The sequence below is a fragment of the Mesorhizobium carmichaelinearum genome, from assembly GCF_900199455.1.
GTDB classification, from domain to species: domain Bacteria; phylum Pseudomonadota; class Alphaproteobacteria; order Rhizobiales; family Rhizobiaceae; genus Mesorhizobium; species Mesorhizobium carmichaelinearum.
The window spans coordinates 518060-539006 of the sequence record NZ_FZQR01000004.1; the positions used below are offsets into that span (position 1 = coordinate 518060).

Below are 20947 nucleotides of genomic sequence, written 5' to 3' on the forward strand. Positions count from 1 at the left end.
CCTTGAATTCTTCGTTGCGTTGGAGGCGGCAAAGGGTCCTGCCTCACTTCCAGCCAAACTAGCGGGGCAGCGTTACCAATCCGTTTATGGTAACCGCCGCGTTCACCATTTTCTTCGGGCTTGAAACGCACTTTATTTGATTTTTAGCCATTGCCTGCGCAGGCGGGGCTCCGCACGCCGGCGAAATGTTGACTTTTGTGCGGCGCACAATATACTCTAGTGCATTGCACAAGGGCGCCCCGAAGAAGGACGCCTCAACCGTCAAGGGAATCGCGAAATGACCCAGACCTATGAGGACTTCAGCAAATACGGCAAGGAATTCGCCGACACCGGATTGAAGAGCTTCGCTTCGCTCTCCAAGGGCGCCCAGGCGATCGCCACTGAGGCCGGTGAATACACCAAGAAGAGCTTTGAGGCTGGCAGCGCCGCCGTCGAGAAGCTGTTTTCGGCCAAGTCGCTGGACAAGGCGATCGAGATTCAGTCCGATTATGCCAAGCAGTCCTACGAGGCGTTCGTCGCCGAGGCCACCAAGATCGGCGACCTCTATGCCGAACTCGCCAAGGAAGCCTATAAGCCGTTCGAATCGATCGTTGCCAAGGCGAAGTAATTTCGCCCGACAGTTTCAGATTCGGCCCTTTGGGCCCGGGACAGAACCCGGTCGCGGAAACGCGGCCGGGTTTTTTCATGCCAATTTCCGATCTGGAGCCGCGTTGCGCTTCACGATTGCGAAAATCCGCCAAGTTGGTCACCTAGCCATATTGTCAGCTAACCAGAAGGGCTTAAAATCGTCCATCGAACACCTACATGTCGAACTCGCATGAGGATTCGAAAGAGGCAGGATTACGTGACGATCGGTTTGACTGCCACGAGACAAGTGGCGCGGATGCAAAACGGCAGCGGCGACGGCAATGAAGCCGGCCGCGGGACGGCCGTCATCACGCGCACCAAAACCAAAACCAAGAAGCCCAGCCTTTACCGGGTCCTCATCCTCAACGACGACTACACTCCGATGGAGTTCGTGGTTCACGTGCTGGAGCGTTTTTTCCAGAAGGACCGCGAAGCCGCCACACGCATCATGCTTCATGTTCACAATCATGGAGTGGGCGAGTGCGGGGTCTATACATTCGAGGTGGCCGAGACCAAAGTGTCTCAGGTCATGGATTTCGCCCGACAGAATCAGCATCCGCTGCAATGCGTGATGGAGAAGAAGTGAGGTAACATGCCGGCTTTCTCCCAAGGCCTGGAAAAGGCGCTTCACCAGGCGCTGACGCTCGCCAATGAGCGGCACCACGAATACGCAACCCTTGAACACCTGCTGCTCGCGTTGATCGACGACACTGAGGCGGCCGCCGTCATGCGCGCCTGCAATGTCGATCTCGATGAGCTCAAGCACACTGTTCTCACCTATATCGACACCGAGCTCGACAATCTCGTCACCGGCTACGATGAGGATTCCAAGCCGACCGCCGGCTTCCAGCGCGTCATCCAGCGCGCGGTGATCCATGTGCAGTCGTCTGGCCGTGAGGAAGTCTCGGGCGCCAATGTGCTCGTCGCGATCTTCGCCGAGCGCGAGAGCCACGCCGCCTATTTCCTGCAGGAACAGCAGATGACCCGCTACGACGCGGTCAACTACATCTCGCACGGCATCGCCAAGCGCCCCGGTGCGTCGGAGACGCGTTCGCCGCGCGGCGCCGATGACGAGCAGGGCGGCCAGAACGGCGCCGAGCCGCAAGAGGAAGGCGGCAAGAAAAAGCAGCAGCAGGATGCGCTGACGGCTTATTGCGTCAACCTCAACAACAAGGCCAAGGCCGGCAAGATCGATCCGCTGATCGGCCGCGAGTCGGAGATCAACCGCACCATCCAGGTGCTGTGTCGCCGCTCCAAGAACAACCCGCTCTATGTGGGTGATCCCGGCGTCGGCAAGACGGCGATCGCTGAAGGCTTGGCCAAGCGCATTGTCGAGGGCGACGTTCCCGAGGTGCTGCACAACGCCACCATCTTCGCGCTCGACATGGGCACGTTGCTGGCCGGCACGCGCTACCGCGGCGATTTCGAGGAACGGCTGAAGCAGGTCGTCAAGGAACTCGAGGACTATCCCGGCGCGGTTCTGTTCATCGATGAGATCCACACGGTGATCGGTGCGGGTGCGACATCAGGCGGCGCCATGGACGCGTCGAACCTGTTGAAGCCGGCCTTGTCGTCGGGTGCGATCCGCTGCATCGGCTCGACCACCTACAAGGAATTCCGCCAGTTCTTCGAGAAGGATCGCGCTCTGGTGCGGCGCTTCCAGAAGATCGACGTCAACGAGCCGACCATCGAGGACGCCATCGAGATCATGAAGGGCCTCAAGCCCTATTATGAGGAATTCCACAAGGTGAAGTTCACCAACGAGGCGATCAAGGCTTCGGTGGAACTGTCGGCGCGCTACATCAACGACCGCAAGCTGCCGGACAAGGCGATCGACGTGATCGACGAGACCGGCGCCTCGCAGATGCTCGTGCCGGAAGCCAAGCGCAAGAAGACCATTGGTATCAAGGAGATCGAGGCAACGATCGCCACCATGGCGCGCATTCCGCCGAAGACGGTTTCGGCCGATGACGAGAAGGTGCTGCAGGGCCTCGACATCGAGCTGAAGCGCGTCGTCTATGGTCAGGACACCGCGATCACCGCGCTGACCTCGGCGATCAAGCTGGCCCGTGCCGGCCTGCGCGAACCGGAAAAGCCGATCGGCTCGTATCTGTTCTCGGGTCCGACCGGCGTCGGCAAGACCGAAGTCGCCAAGCAACTCGCCGCCTCGCTTGGCGTCGAGCTGATCCGCTTCGACATGTCGGAGTATATGGAACGCCACACCGTTTCGCGGCTGATCGGCGCGCCTCCCGGCTATGTCGGATTCGACCAGGGCGGCCTGTTGACCGACGGTGTCGACCAGCATCCGCACTGCGTGCTGTTGCTGGACGAGGTCGAGAAGGCACATCCGGACCTGTTCAACATCCTGTTGCAGGTGATGGACCACGGCAAGCTGACCGACCACAACGGCAAGCAGATCGACTTCCGCAATGTCATCCTGATCATGACCACCAATGCGGGCGCATCCGATGCGCAGCGCGCGGCGATCGGTTTCGGTTCGACCAAGCGCGAAGGCGACGATGTCGAGGCGATCAACCGGCTGTTCACGCCGGAGTTCCGCAACCGTCTCGATGCGATCATCCCGTTCGGCTCGCTGCCGGTGCCGGTCATCCATCAGGTGGTGCAGAAGTTCGTCATGCAGCTCGAGGCGCAGCTCTCCGAGCGTGGCGTCACCTTCGACCTGTCGCCGGATGCGATCGCTTGGCTCGCCGACAAGGGCTATGACGAGCGCATGGGCGCGCGGCCGCTCGGCCGTGTGATCCAGGAGCACATCAAGAAGCCGTTGGCCGACGAGGTGCTGTTCGGCAAGCTCAAGAAGGGCGGCACGGTGCGCGTCACCGTCGAGAAGAAGGAAACCGGCGAGACCGGCCTGAAACTCGAATCGCTGGCCGACGAGGCGCCGGTGAAGCCGAAGAAGGAAGAGCCGGAAGACGCGCCGAAGCCGCCCAAGGCCGTGGCCAAGAAGCCTGCCGCGAAGAAGATCGTGGCGCAGAAGCCCGAGCCCAAGGGCAAGGACGGCGGCAAGCGCAGCCTGGTCCCGCAACTGCCCCGCAAGGGCTGATCGGCACTCACTCGAAAAAGCCCCGGAAACGGGGCTTTTTCATTTGGGCAACAGGGTGGCTATGGCCAGTCGATCCTCAGCCCTGAACAGTGCGCGCATGTGATCCGCCAGCGGCTGATGCGAGGTGGCACCCAGCAGAGCTGCTTGCTCAAGGCGCAGCCTTTCTTCCAGTCCGCGAAACGAGGTGCGGGTCAGCTTCCGAGTGCTGCCCGAATTTTCCCGGCGTTCTCGGTCAACACTTCAGGCTTTTCCATCGCGCCCGTGTGTGGCTTCAACGGAATGCCGTCGAAGCGTGGGATGACATGGACATGCAGGTGATAGACCGTCTGCCCGGAGGCCGGCTCGTTGAACTGCAGGACGGTGACGCCGTCGGCATTGAGCGCCTTCTTCACTGCCAGAGCCACTTTCTGGACAACCGTGAAAAGCGGGCCGAAGGTCGACGGGTTGGCGTCGAGCAGATTGCGCGACGGGGCTTTAGGCACCACCAGCGTATGGCCCGGCCCTTGCGGCATCACATCCATGAAAGCCACGACGGCGTCGTCTTCATAAACGCGGTGCGAAGGAATTTCTCCACGCAGGATTTTCGCGAAGATGTTGTCGGTGTCATAGGCGGCAGTCATGGCGAACGCTCCGGATTGTGCCTCGCGTCTCGTGTAGCGAAGCTCTTCCGGAGCGGCAAGACGATGTGGCGGGCGATCTGGCGAGATCGGCCATGCCAAAGACCTGCTATTCCTCGAGATCCTTGCGAAACGGGGTATGTTCTTCCAGATATTCCCCCATTCGCTCTACCTCGTGCCGCTCGCGCTTGAGGTAATCGGCCACGGCATTGCGCAGGCCGGGGTGCGAAATGTAGTGGGCGGAATGCATGGTCACCGGCCGGTAGCCGCGTGCCAGCTTGTGCTCGCCCTGCGCGCCCGCCTCGACCACCTTCAGCTTACGTTCGATGGCGAAGTCGATGGCCTGATGGTAGCAGACCTCGAAATGCAGGAAGGGGTGATCCTCGATGCAGCCCCAGTTGCGGCCGTAGAGCGCGTCGGAGCCGATGAAATTGATGGCACCGGCAATGTAGCGCCCGTTGCGTTTGGCCATCACCAGCAGGATATCGTCCGCCATGCGCTCGCCGATCAGCGAGAAGAACTTGCGGTTCAGATAGGGGCGGCCCCATTTGCGGCTGCCGGTGTCCATGTAGAAGGCGAAGAAGTCGTCCCAGGCCTTTTCGGTCAGGTCGTTGCCGGTCAGCCAATCGATGGTGATGCCATCGGCAAGCGCCTCGCGCCGTTCCTTCTTCATCGCCTTGCGCTTGCGCGAGGCAAGCGTGGCGAGGAAGTCGTCATAGGTTGAAAAGCCTTCGTTGAAGAAGTGGAATTGCTGGTCAGTGCGATGCAGGAAGCCCGCGGCCTCCAGCGTCGCAACGTCGCTTTCCCTGGCGAAGGTGACATGCGCCGAGGACACGCCAAGCTTGTCGGTCACCACTTTGAGGCCGGCAGCAAGCCCGGCTTTCACCGCATCCGGATCCTCGCCCTTGCCGACCAGCAGGCGAGGGCCGGTGACGGGCGTGAACGGCACGGCGCATTGCAGTTTCGGGTAATAGCGACCGCCGGCGCGCTCGAAGGCATCCGACCAGCCGTGGTCGAACACATATTCGCCCTGGCTGTGCGACTTGAGATAGCAGGGGACGGCACCCAGAAGCCTGCCGTCCGCGGTCTCCAGCCGCAAATGATGTCCCTGCCAGCCGGTGCGTCGCACGGCGCATCCGGAATCTTCCAAGGCACTCAAAAAAGCGAATGAAACGAGCGGGTTATAGCCATTTTCCGCATCGCCGCGCGTGGTGCCGGCAAAGCCGTTCCATTCATCGCAGGTGAACGCGCCGATGCCCGCGGCGATGTGGATCGAATAGTCCGCATTTGCTGTTTGCCCGTCGCCATCGTCGCCCTGATCCATGAGGCTTATTTAAGCTCCATCCGGGCCGCTACAAGTCACGTTTCAGACACTCCGCTCAGGCGACTTTGACCAAGTCGGGTTCGAAGCCCTCGAATGTCATCTGATCGGCATATTTGATGGTCAGGTCGATCGCCGGCTGATCATGCACCGTCCAGGTGATGACAGGCATTTTGAGCTTTTCACGCACGAAGCTGACGAACGGGTTCGGCAAGTCGCCGGCCGCGTAGGAGGTGAAGGAGAGTTCGTGCGCCAGCATGGAAAAATGCGCTTCGATCAGCTTGAGGTCCTTGCCGTAGGCGGTCAAGCCAGCGGGAATGCCGGGCGCATGTTTCGGGAAATCGCGGATGAGCCAGTGATCGAACGACATGATCGCCGCTTTGCCCTTGTAGCGCTTGAGCATCTTGCCGACGCGCGCCACCAGGCCTTCGTCACGGCCGGGAATCCCTTTCAATTCGACAACCATGGGCACGCGGCCATCGACGAGATCGAGCGCTTCCTGCAGCGTCGGCAGCTGGTCGGATGTGCCGCCAACCTTGAGTGCGGTCAATTCGGCCGCGCTGCGCTGCCAGACGAAACCGTCCTGTCCGGTCAGCCGTTTCAGATCGTCATCATGGATGATTATGGGAACGCCATCCGACGACAGATGCACGTCGCATTCGATGGCGTAGCCGCGTTCGGCCGCCGCAGCGAAGGCGGAAAGCGTGTTTTCCCAGCGCGTCTTGTTCATGTCGTGGAAGCCGCGATGGGCAACGGGCCGGGCGGTCAGCCAGGAGAGGTCGGTCATGTCAGGCCTTCGCTCATTCGACTTCGAAGATCGCTTCGATTTCCACTGCGGCATTAAGCGGCAGCGAGGCGGTGCCGACGGCGGAGCGGGCGTGCTTGCCGCGCTCGCCGAGGGCAGCGACCAGGAAATCCGAGGCGCCGTTGGCAACGAGATGCTGCTCGACAAAGTCGGCCGCGGAGGCGACGAAGACGGTGATCTTCACAAGCCTGCTAATCTTCTCGAGGTCGCCCAGTGCCGCCTTGGCCTGCGCCAGAATGTTGATCGCGCAGTATTTTGCCGCCTCCTTGCCGCTTGCCGTGTCGACGTCGCGGCCAAGCAGGCCGCTCGCCTGCAGTTTGCCGTCCTTGAGCGGCAATTGCCCGGCGGTGAACAGCAAATTGCCGGTCCTGCAATAGGGCACGTAATTGGCGGCGGGTGCGGCGGCGACGGGAAGCGTCACGCCGAGATCACTTAGCCGCTTTTCGATTGTTTCACTCATTGCTTTTCCCTATTGCTGGAAGGCGCCGCGCTGGCGGGGCCGAAATTGCTATTTTTGCCTCGCTTCCGCCACGACTTTTTTTAAGCTGGACCATCTTTCCCTGCGGCCTGCCATCAGCCGCGACGATCGGAGTACCTCATGCGCGCAGCGCGCCTTGCATTCCACGCCGTCCTGTTATTGGCGGCTCTCCCGATAGTCCCCGCTTTCGCCGTACCGGCACTGCAGGCGCATCGCGCCGTGTATGACCTCACCCTCAACAAGGCCTCCGACCGCTCCGGCATAACAGGCATATCCGGTCGCATGGTGTACGAATTCAACGGCTCGGCCTGCGAAGGCTACACGGTGAAATTCCGTTTCGTGACCCAGATCGTCACCAACGACAATACGCGGCTGACCGACCAGCAGACGACGACTTTCGAGGACGCCGAAGGCAAGACGTTTTCGTTCGTGACCAAATCCTTTGTCGACCAGAACCTCGACAAGGAGGTCAAGGGTATGGCCACGAAAGACGCGAAAGGGCTCAAGGTCGATATCGACAAGCCCGAGAAGAACAGCCTGGAACTCGCCGCCACCCAGTTTCCGACCCAGCATCTGGTCGAGCTGATCGGTAAGGCCGAGAAAGGCGAGAATTTCTACCAGACGAACCTGTTCGACGGCTCGGAGGACGCCAACAAGGTGATGGCGACCACCGTCGTCGTCGGCAAGAGGACCGAAGCCGACAAGGCCGATCCGGAGGCTCCGGCGCTGGCCAAGCTCGCCACCGACAAATACTGGCCGGTCGAAATCGCCTATTTCGACGACAGCGCCAAGAACGGAGAAGAAGTGCCGGAATACCGGATCAGCTTCAAGTTGCACGAGAACGGCATCACCCGCGATCTGGTCATGGACTATGGCGACTTCTCGATGACCGGCAAGCTGGTCAACCTGTCGCTGTTCGACCAGACAAAGCCTTGCCCGGTATCGAAATAGCAGGGTTGTGCAATTGCCGCGGCGGGCTTGATGGCAGTCTACGTCGATGCGGCGATCTGGAAGTGGGCCGGCCATCGCTGGTGCCATCTGATGGCCGACGACACCGACGAGTTGCATCGTTTCGCCGCAGCACTTGGCGTCAAGCGTTCATCCTACCAGGGACCGCCCAAGACATCCGCTCCACATTATGACATAACCGGCTTCGAGCGCGACCGCGCGGTGCGGCTCGGCGCCATCGAATGCAGCCGCGAGGAGATCGTCGCGATCTTCCGGCGCGTGCGGGTGCCCAATGGAAAGGCCAAGCGATGACACCAACGGCATTTCTCGCCTATTGCGTCGCCGTCACGCTTGCTGCCGCCACACCGGGGCCAGCGATGTTCGCGGTCATCACCAATGGCGTGTCGCGCGGTTTCCTTCGTGCCTTCATGGCCGGCGTCGGGGTCGCCACGGGCGATGCCGTGCTGGTCACGCTGGCACTGCTCGGGCTGGTGGCCTTGGCCCCTTCGAATGGATCTTTCTACTGCTGAAATATGCCGGCGCCGCATATCTGATCTTTCTCGGCATCAGGATGTGGCGCGCCTCGACCGCGCAATCGAATGAGTCGCGGACGGCTGAGGCGAGATTGTCCCGGTCCTTCTTCCTTGGCGCGTCGATTGCACTGGGCAACCCCAAGGCGATCCTGTTCCACGCCTCGATCATGCCGCTGATCCTCAATCTCGACACGCTGACATTTGTCGACGGCCTGCTGGTGGTGGCCACCGTCATCAGCGTCAATATCCTCACCATGGGTGTCTATGCAGCCCTTGCCGGCCGGGCGTCGGGCTGGTTCAGGACTCCCAAGCGCATGCGGCTGATGAACCGGTTCGCCGGCAGCGCAATGATCGGCACCGGAGCGCTGATTGCCGCACGCTGAGCAGTAAAACGCTGCCCCGCTTGCGTTTGTCGCACTTCCCCTCTATATGCGCGCTCATTCCACACACGGACTTTGGTGTCTGCCCGGGAGAAATCCGGCTGAAACCTCCGGTGGCGTTCGAGGACTTCGTCCAAAAATGCCTGTGTCCGTGGAGGCTAACCGGAAAGGAAAATGAGAATGGCTCTGCCTGATTTCAGCATGCGCCAGCTTTTGGAAGCTGGCATTCACTTCGGCCACCAGACCCACCGCTGGAACCCGAAGATGGCGCCCTACATCTATGGCGCCCGCAACAACATCCACATCATCGACCTCTCGCAGACGGTGCCTTTGCTGCACCAGGCGCTGAAGCAGGTTTCCGACACCGTCGCCAAGGGCGGCCGCGTGCTGTTCGTCGGCACCAAGCGCCAGGCGTCCGACATCGTCGCTGATGCAGCGCAGCGTTCGGCCCAGTATTATGTCAATTCGCGTTGGCTCGGCGGCATGCTGACCAACTGGAAGACGATCTCGAATTCGATCCAGCGCCTGCGCAAGCTCGACGAGATGCTGGCCGGCGAGGCTCAGGGCCTCACCAAGAAGGAACGCCTGAACCTCGACCGCGAGCGCGAGAAGCTCGACAAGGCGCTCGGCGGCATCAAGGACATGGGCTCGACCCCGGACCTGATGTTCGTGATCGACACCAACAAGGAAGCGATCGCCATCCTCGAGGCCAAGCGTCTCGGCATCCCGGTCGTTGCCATCATCGATTCGAACTGCGACCCGGACAAGATCGACTTCCCGATCCCCGGCAATGACGACGCGGCCCGCGCCATCCAGCTCTATTGCGACCTGATCGCCAAGGCTGCGATCGACGGCATCGCCCGTCAGCAGGGCGCGCTCGGCGTCGATATCGGCGCTTCGGTCGAAGCTCCGATCGAACCGGCGCTCGATCCGGCTCCGGCTTCGGAAGCCCCCGAGGCTTGATAATCGAAGGCCGGTTCACGGCCTTCATCTTTCTCATATTTTGGCACGCTAAACAGACGCACTGTCGAGATTCGATGGTGCGTCGGTGCATTTAAAACAAAGAGGCGACAATGAGCATTTCGGCTGCACAGGTCAAAGAACTCCGCGACTTGACCGGCGCGGGCATGATGGACTGCAAGGCGGCGTTGAACGAGACCAACGGCAACATGGAAGAGGCCGTCGACTGGCTGCGCAAGAAGGGCATCTCCAAGGCTGACAAGAAGGCCGGCCGCACCGCGGCGGAAGGCCTGATCGGCGTCGATGCCGGCGTGCGCGAGGCGGCTGTCGTCGAGGTCAATTCCGAGACCGACTTCGTCGCCCGCAATGCCGCGTTCCAGGAAATCGTCGCCAACGTTGCCAAGGTTGCTCTTGCCTATGGCACGACGGAAGCTGTGGCTGCCGCGAAGTATCCGGGTTCGGACAAGTCGGTCACCGACACCATCAAGGACGCTGTCGGCACCATCGGCGAGAATTTGGGCTTCCGCCGCTCGGCCAAGCTGACCGTTCCGCATGGTGCGGTGGCGACCTACGTCCACAACGCGGTTGCCGACGGTCTTGGCAAGCTCGGCGTGCTGGTCGCGATCGAGACCACGGGCAATGAACATGCCGCCAACGCCTTTGGCCGCCAGGTCGCCATGCATGTCGCCGCCACCAACCCGATGGCGCTGACCGCGGAGCAGATCGATCCGGCGGCGGTCGAGCGCGAGAAGGCGATCTTCTCCGATCAGGCACGTCAGTCGGGCAAGCCGGAAGCGATCATCGAAAAGATGGTCGAAGGGCGCCTGCGCAAGTTCTACGAGGAAGTCGTGCTCTTGAAGCAGGCCTTCGTGCTCAATCCCGACATCACCGTCGAGAAGGCGCTGAAGGATGCCGAGAAGGACATCGGCGCACCGGCCAAGATCACCGCCTACCTGCGCTTCGCGCTTGGCGAAGGCATCGAGAAGGAAGAGACCGATTTCGCGGCGGAAGTCGCGGCCGCGGTCAAGAAGTAAGCTTCCTACCGCTTTATTCCGACAGGGTTTTTCGGCCGGATGTCCGCAGGGATGTCCGGCCGATTTCTTGTGCGGTGTCGATAAACGCCCGCAGCTTCGGCGCCATCGCCGCCCGGCGTGGGAAGTAGAGGAACAGGCCAGGCTCCTCGATCGCTGTTTGCGGCAGAACCTGCACCAGCCGGCCAGCGGCAAGATCCGCGTGCACCAGCGGTTCGAAGACATAGGCAAGACCGACGCCTGCAAGCGCCAGGTCAATCGCGGCCAGCGAGTCCGTGACGATGACCGTGCCCTTCGTCTCAACAACGACGTCCTTGCCGTCTTCGGTCAGATCCCAGCGGTAGAGCGCACCGGAGCGAACCAGCCGGTAACCGATGCAATTGTGGTTGGCGAGATCGGCCACGCTGCGCGGACGGCCATGCCGTCCGATATAGGCTGGGGAGGCGACGATCACGGCGCGGAAGGGCGGCGTCAGCCGTACCGTGATCATGTCCTGAGCGATCATCTCGCCCAACCGGATGCCGGCGTCGAATCCCTCGCCGACAATGTCGACTAGCCCCTGGTCCGTGAGCAATTCAACGGTCACATCCGGATAGCGCTCGGCCATCGCCGCAACCACGGCCGTCACGCTGAGAGGAATGGCGATGTTGGGAACGTTGAGCCTGAGCAGGCCCGATGGCCGGCCTTTGATGGCGCGGATGCGATCCACCCGTTCGCCAATGTCCTGAAGGGCAGGGGCCGCCGTCTCCACCAGCACCTTGCCGGCTTCCGTCAGCGAAACGCTGCGCGTCGTGCGCGCAAACAGCGGCTGACCAATGCGCCCTTCGACAAGGCGCACTGCATGGCTGACGGCGGACGGACTCATACCAAGTTCGGCTGCGGCAAGCGCAAAGCCGCCGCGCCGGGCAACGGCTATGACAACAGGCAGATGGGCAAGCAGATCCCGGTCCATTCATGCATGATATCGCATAGTCCATGCAGATCATGCAATCTTATCGGGGCGGCAAAGAAGGCGCATCTAAGGGGCACCAAACGGCTGACATCAGCCAGCAAGAGAGGCCTTCCGATGACCGACTTTCATTCCAGGCAAGCGCGCAATCTCGAGGCTGTGCAGAGTTTCTTCGACCTGATGCACCGCAAGGACATCGACAGCTGGGGCGAACTTTGGGCCGAGAATGGCCGCATCCTGGTCTTCTATCCACCGGCAGGTTTTGGAAACAGCATCGACGGCAAGGCCGCGATCCTGTCTGCCTTCAAGGGACTTTTCGGCAATTTCGAATCCTTTGAGTCCGAAATCACGGCAGTCTATCCGGCGCTCGATTCAGACGCCGTGGTCGTCGAATACAAAAATCGCGCCGTCATTGTGGGTGGCTCCGAATACACCAACAGCAACATTGCCGTCTTCCGGTTTGAGGACGGCCTGATCAGCGCCTACCACGACTATTTCGATCCGCGTCGGTTCCAGGTGGTGGTCGACGCGCTGTCGAAGGTCTGAAGGCAACGCTTCCAAGCCGCCCAATCATCCCTCCGTTTGCGGACCTAACCACACAAGGAGAACCAAAATGAACGCATTGAGACATGTGACATTCGCGGCAGGCATCGGGCTGGCCCCGGTCGATGCCGGCGGGGCGGAGCCATCCGGCTGGCAGGCGCTCGCGGACGAACGCGCGGTCATCCGTATTGCCGATGCCATCGACCGCGCTGTCGACGCACAGGACTGGAAACTGGCGCGCAGCTATTTCGCGGATCGGTGACCGCCGATTTCAGCAGCCTGTCCGGGCAGCCTGCGGCCAACATTGCCTTCGATGATCTGATCGGCGCCTGGGCTGGCAACCTCAAGGGCAGCAAGACGAGCCTGCATCTGCGCACAAATCACCAGGTCGCTCTCGAGGCGGACACGGCGACTGTCCTGTCCAACGGCTATGCCTGGAACCGGATGGATGGCAATGGCGACCCGCTCTGGGAAGTCTGGGGCACCTATGAGCACCGCCTGACGCGCTCCGCTGCCGGCTGGAAGGTCGACGGCTTCGCGTTCCGCATGACGCATGAGCGCGGCAATTTTTGGGTCAAGACGACGCCGGGCCAGTGACGCAACGGCATCCATCAACAAGCATTGGAAGACGATCATGACCATGACCTATTACACTCTCGGCAACAGCGGCCTCAGGGTGAGCCGGCTGGCGCTGGGCACGATGACCTTTGGCAAGGAATGGGGTTGGGGAGCCGACAGGGATACGGCCCGCGCCATGTTCGACGCCTATGTCGAGGCCGGCGGTAATTTCTTCGATACGGCCGATCTCTACACCGGTGGCACCGCTGAAACTTGGCTTGGGGAATTCATCGCCGAGCGGGGCTTGCGCGATAGCGCGGTGATCGCCACCAAATTCGCCATGAACATGCAGCCCGGCAATCCGAATGCCGGCGGCAACGGCCGCAAGAACATCATGCGGGCTGTCGATGCCTCGCTGAAGCGGTTGGGCACCGACTATATCGATCTCTATCTCATGCATATATGGGACAGGCTGACGCCGGCCGAAGAGGTCATGCGTACGCTGGATGACCTGGTGCGGATGGGCAAGGTGCGCCATGTCGGCCTGTCCGATGTACCGGCCTGGTATGCGGGGCGGGCACAGGCGATCGCCGAGCTGCGTGGATATGAACCGGTCTCGGCCTTGCAGCTCGAATATTCCCTGGCCGAACGCGCGATCGAGAACGAGTTCGTGCCGTTCGGCACGCGCCATGGCGCCGGCATCATGGTCTGGAGCCCGCTGGCCAGCGGGCTGCTCAGCGGCAAGTACCGGCCGGCCCAGGCCGGAAATGCAGGCCGGCTCGACGGATTCCGCAACTCGACGCATCCGGGCTTCCAGAAATTCACCGAGCGCAACTGGGCCATCGTGGCCGAACTCGAGAAGGTTGCGTCCGAACTCGGCCGCAGCATGCCGCAGGTCGCGATCAACTGGGTGGCGACGCAGCCGGGGATTGCCGCGGTGATCCTCGGTGCGACGACGCTCAGCCAGATCAAGGACAATCTCGGCGCGCTGGACTTCGAGATTCCGGCAGGGCTTCGCGACCGGCTGGATTTGGTCAGCGGAACCCCTGCGCCATTCCCCTATTCCTATTTCGGGTCGCTGATACAAGCGCGCGTCACCGGTGGTGCTGCAACCGGCGACAAGCCCTCCGGCTACGCGTCGCCGGTGCTTATTGAGGGCCTACCGGCCAGCGTGTCCACCAACTGATCCATCAGGCATGATTGCCACAAATTTGCCGGTCGGGCGCCGCGTGACATCGCGGCGCCCTTCGTGTATCGGAACCCAGTGTTTTGGGATGGCGCCTGCGCGAATGCCTGCCCCGGATACCACATGCAAAATGATGAGGACCAGATGACGGTGAAGCCCCTCTACCGACGTGTCTTGCTGAAAGCGTCGGGCGAAGCGTTGATGGGCGAACAGCATTTCGGCATCGATGTCTCGGTTGTGGATCGCATCGCCGCCGACATCGCCGAGGCCCGCGCGCTCGGCATCGAGGTCGGCGTCGTCATCGGCGGCGGCAATATCTTTCGCGGCGTGGCCGTCGCCTCCAAGGGCGGAGACCGCGTCACCGGCGACCACATGGGCATGCTTGCCACGGTCATCAACTCACTGGCGCTGCGCACCTCGCTGCACAAAATCGGCGTCGATGCCGTGGTGCTGTCAGCGATCGCCATGCCCGAACTCTGCGAGAGTTTTTCGCAACGCCAGGCAGATGCTTACATGAACCAGGGCAGGGTGGTGATCTTTGCCGGCGGCACCGGCAACCCGTTCTTCACCACTGATTCGGCAGCGGCCCTGCGCGCGGCCGAGATCGGCGCGGATGCGCTGTTCAAGGGCACGCAGGTCGACGGCGTCTATTCAGCCGACCCAAAAAAGGACCCGAATGCGACACGTTTCGAGCGTATCAGCCATGCCGAAGTCATAAATCGTGGCCTTTCCATCATGGATACGGCAGCGATTGCACTTGCGCGCGAAAACAACATTCCGATAATCGTCTATTCGATCCACGAAAAAGGTGGTTTCGGCGATATTCTGAGGGGCGGCGGCCGCTGCACGGTCGTCGCGGACGAATGATCCGGGGCCTGATCCCTCAAAAAGGGAAACCGGCTTTTCGAAAATCAGGCTCGAACGGGGCCTTGCCCCGAAGCAGTGAACCCGCGGCAGACGGGTCGAGGAGACTAAGATGAGTGGTGAGTACGACGATCTCAAGCGGCGCATGGATGGGGCAATCGCCGCGTTCAAGCATGACCTGGCTTCGCTGCGGACCGGTCGCGCGTCCAGCAATCTGCTCGATGCCATCCAGGTGCAGGCCTATGGCACCACCATGCCGATCAATCAGGTTGCCAACGTCACGGTGCCGGAGCCGCGCATGATCTCGGTGTCGATCTGGGACAAGTCGATGGTCGGTGCCGTCGACCGCGCCATCCGCGAATCCAATCTGGGCTTCAACCCGATCGTCGACGGCACCAATCTCAGGATTCCACTGCCGGAGCTCAACGAACAGCGCCGCAAGGAACTGGTCAAGATCTCGCATGGCTATGCCGAGAACGCCCGCGTCGCCGCGCGCCATGTGCGCCGCGACGGCATGGACTTCCTGAAGAAGGCGGAGAAGGACGGCGCGATCAGCGAGGACGATCAGCGCAAGCGTTCCGACCAGGTCCAGAAGCTTACCGACGAAACGATCAGCACCATCGATCATCTGCTTTCCGACAAGGAAGCTGAAATCATGCAGGTTTAGGGTTGGCTGCCGGCTGACCCGAAAGCGAGATCATGACTACGCCCGCGCATGTCGCGATCATCATGGATGGAAATGGACGCTGGGCCAAGGCGCGCGGTATGCCGAGGCTCGCCGGTCATCGCGCCGGCGTCGAGGCGTTGCGCAAGGCGGTGCGCGCGGCGCCTGATCTCGGCATCTCCTTCCTGACCGTCTACGCTTTCTCGTCGGAGAACTGGTCACGGCCGAAGTCCGAAGTCAGCGACCTGATGGGGTTGTTGAAGCTGTTCATCCGCCGCGACCTCGCCGAACTGCACCAGAGCGGTGTGCGGGTCAGGATCATCGGCGACAGGGCAGGGCTGCAGCCCGACATCAGAGGGCTGCTCGACGAAGCCGAATCGCTGACCGCCGGCAACGAAGCGCTGACGCTGGTGATCGCCTTCAACTATGGCGGGCGCGACGAGATCGTTCGCACGGCGCGCAAGCTTGCCGCGGCCGTGGCGCGCGGCGAAATCGACGCCGAAGCGATATCAGCCGAAAGCTTTGCCGGCTGTCTCGACACGCAAGGCATTCCCGATCCGGAACTGGTCATACGCACCAGCGGCGAGCTTAGGCTGTCCAACTTCCTGTTGTGGCAGGCCGCCTACAGCGAGCTCGTCTTCCTGCCTTGCTATTGGCCCGACTTCAGCCGCGAGCACCTCGCCGAGGCGTTGCGCGAATTTGCCAGCCGCGAGCGCCGTTTCGGCGGATTGGGCCCGCAAGACGTCGCTTCGCGACCGGCCGCGGGATGAGCAACCTTCAGCTCCGCGTCATTTCAGCGGTCGTGCTTGCCGTCATCGCCCTTGGCCTGACCTGGCTTGGCGGCCTGCCTTTCCGACTGCTGTGCGCAGCCATGTCGGCGATGATCTTTTACGAGTGGACACGCATGTCGCGGCCAGCCGCGACCAATGGGCTGGGCTTCCTGCCCGAGGCGCTGGTCATCGTTTTCATCGGCGCCTTGATTGCCGGGCTTGCCGCATCCTGGCTGCTGCTGCTTGTGGTGATTCTGATTGCCGCAACAGCGATTGCCGCCTTCGTTCGCAAGACCGGGCAGTGGGAGGCGAGCGGTCTTGCCTATGCCAACGTGTCCGGCCTGTCGCTTGCCCTGCTGCGCGATGGCGACCATTCCGGCCTTATCGCCATCCTGTTCCTGTTCGCCGTCGTCTGGGCGACCGACATCTTTGCCTATTTCGTCGGGTGCGCCGTCGGCGGTCCCAAACTGGCGCCGTCGATTTCGCCCGGCAAGACGCGCAGCGGTGCGCTCGGCGGCGCTGTCGGCGGTGTTGTCGCCGGGGTTCTGCTGGCCGCCGCGGCCGGTGCCAGCAACCTGGCCTTGCTCGGCCTTGTGGCACTTGTGCTTTCGATTGTCGCCCAGGCCGGCGACCTGTTCGAATCCTGGGTCAAGCGACGGCATGGCCGCAAGGATTCGGGCGTGCTCATTCCAGGCCATGGCGGTGTGATGGACCGTGTCGACGGGCTTGTCGCGGCGGCTCTTGCCCTATACGTCATTGGCTGGATTTCGGCGGGCGCCGATCATCCGGCACAGGGGCTGTTTCCGATTTGAATGATGTCGTTCCACGATCTGATGTGGGCGCGCCTTGGATTCGCCTGGATTGCTGTCACAGTCACGGCGCGACTGCGGAAGAATTTGAGGGCTTGAGTTGAACGGGATTCTTCACGCGATTTTCAGCACGGACGGCCTGCTTCTCGGCACACTCGTGCCGTTCCTCTTCGTCCTGACCGTGGTGGTGTTCGTCCACGAAATGGGCCACTACCTCGTCGGCCGCTGGTGCGGCATCGGGGTCAAGGCCTTCTCGATCGGTTTCGGTCCCGAACTCATCGGCTTCAACGACAGCCATGGTACGCGTTGGAAGCTCTGCGCCATCCCGCTTGGCGGTTATGTCAAATTCGTCGGCGATATGAACGCCACCTCCAGCCAGCCGACGTCGGATGAGCTGGAAACGCTGACCGACGATGAGCGCAAGGTTGCCTTCCACGCCCAGGCGATCTGGAAGCGCGCGGCGACGGTGGCGGCCGGGCCTCTGTTCAATTTCCTGCTAGCGATCGTCGTCTTTTCCGTGCTGTTTGCCTCCTACGGGCGTTATGTCGCAGAGCCCATGGTGGCCGAAGTTACTGCGGACAGTCCGGCGGCGAAGGCGGGCATCCTGCCCGGCGACCGATTCGTCAGCGTCGACGGCGCCAAGGTGGAAACCTTTGGCGATGTACAGCGGCTGGTTTCGGGCCGCGCCGGCGATATGATCACCTTTGTCATGCTGCGCGATGGCAAGGAAGTCACGGTGACCGCGAGCCCGCAGCTGATGGAGCAGCAAGACGCGCTCGGCAACAAGGTCAAGGTCGCCGTGATCGGCGTCGTCAACAACAAGGAACTCGGCCAGCCTCGTCTCGTCACCTACACACCGGTCGGGGCCGTTGCTGCGGCGGTTGAGGAAACAGGCCACGTCATCTCGCGTACTGGCCAGTTCTTGCAGCGTTTCGCCGTCGGGCGCGAGGACAAGTGCCAGTTGGGCGGCCCCGTCAAGATCGCCGACATGGCCGGCAAGGCGGCGAAACTCGGTTTCGAATGGCTGGTGCAACTCGTCGCGCTGCTGTCTGTCGGCATCGGTTTTCTAAACCTTTTGCCGATTCCCCCCCTCGACGGCGGTCATCTCTTGTTCTACGGGGTGGAGGCCGTCATCCGCCGGCCGGTGTCGGAACGGATGATGGAAATGGCCTATCGGGCCGGTCTGCTTCTGGTCTTGTGCTTCATGGGTTTCGTGTTCTGGAACGATCTGTTTGGATGCTGAAATCATGAAGAAATTCGGCCTGGGCATGGTCGATGTTGAGACGCCGTTTACCATGCACGGGGATATGAGTGACGCGAAAGCCACGCACCAGGGTTAAGTAAATACAAATTAACCAGAAGCCTTGCGTGTAGGGAAAATCCGGTTAATACGGTAGGGGAAATTACCGCACGTCCGGTTTTCTCGCCGTGGGGACTACGAGAAAAGGTTATTAAGCCCGATGAAGGCAGCATCCAAGTTTCTGAGCGCCGCGTCCGCGGCGGCACTGTCCGCCGCTCTGGTCGTGCCAGGTGCGCTCGCAGTGCAGTTCGTTGCCACATCGGCGGCCGAAGCCGCTGTCGTCAGCAGGGTGGAGGTGACCGGCAACCAGCGTGTCGACGCCGAAACCATACGCAACTACATCACCATCAAGCCAGGCAAGGCCTTCTCCAGTGCCGATATCGACGCGGCCGTCAAAGCGCTGTTCGGCACTGGCCTGTTCTCGGATGTCCAGATCAACCAGGTCGGCTCGACACTGGTTGTCAAGGTTGCCGAGTACAAGGTCGTCAACCAGGTGCTGTTCCAGGGCAACAAGAAGCTCAAGGACAACGCGCTGCAGATGGCGGTTCAGCTGAAGCCGCGCAGCGCGTTCTCGCAGGCGACGCTCGATTCCGACGTCGAGGCGGTCAAGGCCGCCTACAGGCGTATCGGCCGCGATGATGCCGGTGTGACCACGCAGGTCATGGAACTCGGCGACAACCGCGTTAATGTGGTTTTCAAGATCACCGAAGGCGATCGCACGCAGATCGCGGCGATCAATTTCGTCGGCAACAGCGCCTATTCGAGCCGTCGTCTGTCGGACGTCATCAACACCAAGCGTTCGTCTTGGGTGTCGTTCATCCTGCGCGATGACGTCTATGACGAGGACAAGCTGCGCGCCGACCAGGAATTGCTGCGCCGCTTCTATTACAATCACGGCTACGCCGATTTCCAGGTCGTGTCGGCCGTCGGCGAACTCGACAGCGCGACGAACAAATACACGGTCACAATCACCGTGCAGGAGGGTGAGCGTTATAATTTCGGCGATATCAGCGTCGAAAGCACGATCCCGGAAGTCGACTCCAAGTCACTGGAATCCGTGGTCGAGACCCGCAAGGGCGACGTCTACAATGCCAAGAATGTCGAGGACTCCATCATCGCCCTGACTGAGAAGGTGGCCGGTTCCGGCTATGCCTTCGCGCAGGTGACACCGCGCGGCGACCGCAACTTCGAGAACCATACGATCTCGGTCGTCTACACCGTCGACCAGGGCACCAAGGCCTACATCGAACGCATCGAGATCCGCGGCAACGATCGTACGCGTGATTATGTCATTCGCCGCGAATTCGATGTCAGCGAAGGCGACGCGTTCAATCAGGTGCTCGTCCAGCGCGCGAAGAAGCGCCTGGAAGACCTGAATTATTTTGACAAAGTCGACATCTCGACTGTACCCGGCTCGCAGCCCGACCAGGTCGTTCTGGTCGTCGACGTGGTTGAAAAGTCGACCGGTGAATTCTCGGTTGGTGCCGGTTATTCGACCGGTGGCGATTCGGCGGGTCCGTCCGTCGAAGGATCGATCACCGAGCGCAACTTCCTCGGCCGTGGCCAGTACATCAAGCTGTCGGCCGGTGGCGGCAAGAACTCGCGCGACTACAGCCTGTCCTTCACAGAGCCGTATTTCCTCGGGCGGCGCATCTCCGCCGGCTTCGACATCTACAAGTCGACGCGGGAGTACAACAACAACTACGACAGCGACACCACAGGCGCGACGATCCGCTTTGGGCTGCCGATCACCAACAGCATCACGACCCAGCTCGCGTATAATATCGCTCAGGAGAAGTATAAGGTCGACGACAGTTGCGGGACGACCACTGTTCTAGACCCCGACGGCACTTGTACCATTTCTCCGGCTATCTTGGACGGTATAGCCCAGAGCCCTTGGATCAAGTCGTCGATCAGCTTGGGGCTGGTCTACAACACCATCGACGACATGAAGAACCCACATGAAGGCATTTATGCCAACACGACCGTTGAGGTTGCGGGGGTCGGTGGCGATGCCAAGTTCGTGAAGATCACGGGGCGCGGCAGCATCTATCAGACACTGTCCGAGCAGCTTGACCTTGTCGGTCTCCTTTCGGGTGGTGCCGGTCATGTCGAGGGCTACGGCAGTGATGGTCTGCGTATCTTCGATCAGTTCCAGAGCACAGACCGTATGATCCGCGGCTTTGCATATGGCGGCATTGGCCCGGTCGACTCCGCTGGTGTAGGCGACCATCTGGGCGGCACGACCTATTTCAACGCTTCGGCAGAGGCACAGTTCCCGCTGCCGGTTGTTCCCGAGAGCTTCGGTCTGCGTGGCGCGGTGTTTGCCGACGCGGCGACGCTCTATGGCAACAAGATTTCCGATCAGTCCTTGGTCGATCAATCTTCGGTTGGCATGAAATTGCGTGCCTCGGTCGGTCTCGGCCTGATGTGGGCCTCGCCGTTCGGTCCGATCCGTATCGACTATGCGATCCCGGTCAAGAAGGAAGCGAGCGACGACGTGCAGGAATTCAACTTCGGCATATCGACCCGCTTCTGATCGG

24 protein-coding genes are annotated in these 20947 nt (G+C 61.4%); 19 read left to right on the top strand and 5 right to left on the bottom strand.

Annotation, left to right across the window (positions count from 1 at the left end; all coding sequences use genetic code 11):
• The first annotated feature begins 277 nt into the window (after positions 1 to 277).
• From CKW40_RS12355 to clpA, 3 genes are all read left to right on the top strand, one after another.
• Positions 278 to 607, top strand: a complete 330-nt coding sequence (locus CKW40_RS12355) for a phasin family protein (RefSeq protein ID WP_095200145.1) — start codon at positions 278 to 280, stop codon at positions 605 to 607.
• 276 nt (positions 608 to 883) lie between these two features.
• Positions 884 to 1213 (top strand): ATP-dependent Clp protease adapter ClpS, encoded by a 330-nt coding sequence (gene clpS / locus CKW40_RS12360; protein ID WP_027051901.1) that lies wholly within the window; start codon positions 884 to 886, stop codon positions 1211 to 1213.
• A gap of 6 nt (positions 1214 to 1219) precedes the next feature.
• A complete protein-coding gene (clpA, locus tag CKW40_RS12365; protein ID WP_095200146.1) occupies positions 1220 to 3688 on the top strand; it encodes an ATP-dependent Clp protease ATP-binding subunit ClpA in 2469 nt (822 codons plus the stop codon).
• Between the two features lie 191 nt (positions 3689 to 3879).
• Here the strand turns inward: clpA and CKW40_RS12370 are convergent, their stop codons facing one another.
• The 4 genes from CKW40_RS12370 to CKW40_RS12385 all read right to left on the bottom strand — a co-directional run bounded on the left by CKW40_RS12370 (position 3880) and on the right by CKW40_RS12385 (position 6891).
• Complete coding sequence (locus tag CKW40_RS12370) at positions 3880 to 4308, bottom strand: HIT family protein (protein ID WP_095200147.1); 429 nt, start codon at positions 4306 to 4308, stop codon at positions 3880 to 3882.
• Between the two features lie 106 nt (positions 4309 to 4414).
• Positions 4415 to 5629, bottom strand: a complete 1215-nt coding sequence (locus CKW40_RS12375; protein WP_095200148.1) for a GNAT family N-acetyltransferase — start codon at positions 5627 to 5629, stop codon at positions 4415 to 4417.
• A 55-nt stretch (positions 5630 to 5684) separates the two neighbouring features.
• Positions 5685 to 6413 carry a glycerophosphodiester phosphodiesterase gene (locus CKW40_RS12380; protein WP_095200149.1) on the bottom strand — a complete coding sequence of 243 codons (729 nt, stop codon included), beginning with the start codon at positions 6411 to 6413 and terminating at the stop codon, positions 5685 to 5687.
• Between the two features lie 13 nt (positions 6414 to 6426).
• Entirely contained in the window at positions 6427 to 6891 is a 465-nt protein-coding gene (locus CKW40_RS12385; RefSeq protein ID WP_095200150.1) for a RidA family protein, read from the bottom strand.
• A 138-nt stretch (positions 6892 to 7029) separates the two neighbouring features.
• Between CKW40_RS12385 and CKW40_RS12390 the strand changes: the two genes are divergently transcribed.
• The 6 genes from CKW40_RS12390 (at position 7030) to tsf (ending at position 10764) form a co-directional block, all read left to right on the top strand.
• Positions 7030 to 7860, top strand: a complete 831-nt coding sequence (locus CKW40_RS12390) for a cell envelope integrity EipB family protein (RefSeq protein ID WP_095200151.1) — start codon at positions 7030 to 7032, stop codon at positions 7858 to 7860.
• A 30-nt stretch (positions 7861 to 7890) separates the two neighbouring features.
• Entirely contained in the window at positions 7891 to 8169 is a 279-nt protein-coding gene (locus CKW40_RS12395; RefSeq protein WP_027044556.1) for a DUF4031 domain-containing protein, read from the top strand.
• The gene (locus tag CKW40_RS45350; RefSeq protein ID WP_280175383.1) at positions 8166 to 8387 is read left to right on the top strand and encodes a LysE family transporter; all 222 of its coding nucleotides are present in this window, start codon (positions 8166 to 8168) and stop codon (positions 8385 to 8387) included. Before CKW40_RS12395 ends, CKW40_RS45350 begins: the two co-directional genes overlap by 4 nt.
• 35 nt (positions 8388 to 8422) lie before the next feature.
• The gene (locus tag CKW40_RS12400) at positions 8423 to 8773 is read left to right on the top strand and encodes a LysE family translocator (protein WP_280175384.1); all 351 of its coding nucleotides are present in this window, start codon (positions 8423 to 8425) and stop codon (positions 8771 to 8773) included.
• Between the two features lie 177 nt (positions 8774 to 8950).
• A complete protein-coding gene (gene rpsB, locus CKW40_RS12405) occupies positions 8951 to 9733 on the top strand; it encodes a 30S ribosomal protein S2 (protein ID WP_095200152.1) in 783 nt (260 codons plus the stop codon).
• A gap of 110 nt (positions 9734 to 9843) precedes the next feature.
• On the top strand, positions 9844 to 10764 hold the full coding sequence (gene tsf / locus CKW40_RS12410; RefSeq protein ID WP_095200153.1) for a translation elongation factor Ts: 921 nt from the start codon (positions 9844 to 9846) through the stop codon (positions 10762 to 10764).
• 13 nt (positions 10765 to 10777) lie between these two features.
• Here the strand turns inward: tsf and CKW40_RS12415 are convergent, their stop codons facing one another.
• On the bottom strand, positions 10778 to 11713 hold the full coding sequence (locus tag CKW40_RS12415) for a LysR family transcriptional regulator (RefSeq protein WP_095200154.1): 936 nt from the start codon (positions 11711 to 11713) through the stop codon (positions 10778 to 10780).
• Between the two features lie 114 nt (positions 11714 to 11827).
• Between CKW40_RS12415 and CKW40_RS12420 the strand changes: the two genes are divergently transcribed.
• From CKW40_RS12420 to bamA, 10 genes are all read left to right on the top strand, one after another.
• Complete coding sequence (locus CKW40_RS12420; RefSeq protein ID WP_179297932.1) at positions 11828 to 12256, top strand: nuclear transport factor 2 family protein; 429 nt, start codon at positions 11828 to 11830, stop codon at positions 12254 to 12256.
• A gap of 67 nt (positions 12257 to 12323) precedes the next feature.
• Complete coding sequence (locus CKW40_RS44595; protein WP_244571166.1) at positions 12324 to 12515, top strand: hypothetical protein; 192 nt, start codon at positions 12324 to 12326, stop codon at positions 12513 to 12515.
• A complete protein-coding gene (locus CKW40_RS44600; protein WP_244571167.1) occupies positions 12512 to 12850 on the top strand; it encodes a nuclear transport factor 2 family protein in 339 nt (112 codons plus the stop codon). The genes CKW40_RS44595 and CKW40_RS44600 overlap by 4 nt, the downstream gene beginning before the upstream one ends.
• Positions 12851 to 12887: 37 nt before the next feature.
• Positions 12888 to 13997, top strand: a complete 1110-nt coding sequence (locus CKW40_RS12430; protein WP_095200156.1) for an aldo/keto reductase — start codon at positions 12888 to 12890, stop codon at positions 13995 to 13997.
• Positions 13998 to 14141: 144 nt separating this feature from the next.
• Positions 14142 to 14864, top strand: coding sequence for a UMP kinase (gene pyrH, locus CKW40_RS12435; RefSeq protein ID WP_095200317.1), 723 nt, complete (start codon positions 14142 to 14144; stop codon positions 14862 to 14864).
• A 109-nt stretch (positions 14865 to 14973) separates the two neighbouring features.
• Positions 14974 to 15528: a ribosome recycling factor gene (frr, locus tag CKW40_RS12440; protein WP_095200157.1), complete on the top strand. Its 555-nt coding sequence runs from the start codon at positions 14974 to 14976 to the stop codon at positions 15526 to 15528.
• A 32-nt stretch (positions 15529 to 15560) separates the two neighbouring features.
• Positions 15561 to 16295, top strand: coding sequence for an isoprenyl transferase (locus CKW40_RS12445; RefSeq protein WP_095200158.1), 735 nt, complete (start codon positions 15561 to 15563; stop codon positions 16293 to 16295).
• Positions 16292 to 17107, top strand: a complete 816-nt coding sequence (locus tag CKW40_RS12450) for a phosphatidate cytidylyltransferase (RefSeq protein WP_095200159.1) — start codon at positions 16292 to 16294, stop codon at positions 17105 to 17107. Before CKW40_RS12445 ends, CKW40_RS12450 begins: the two co-directional genes overlap by 4 nt.
• Before the next feature lie 97 nt (positions 17108 to 17204).
• On the top strand, positions 17205 to 18347 hold the full coding sequence (gene rseP / locus CKW40_RS12455; protein WP_095200160.1) for an RIP metalloprotease RseP: 1143 nt from the start codon (positions 17205 to 17207) through the stop codon (positions 18345 to 18347).
• Between the two features lie 217 nt (positions 18348 to 18564).
• Positions 18565 to 20943 carry an outer membrane protein assembly factor BamA gene (bamA, locus tag CKW40_RS12460; protein WP_095200161.1) on the top strand — a complete coding sequence of 793 codons (2379 nt, stop codon included), beginning with the start codon at positions 18565 to 18567 and terminating at the stop codon, positions 20941 to 20943.
• Positions 20944 to 20947: the final 4 nt, after the last annotated feature.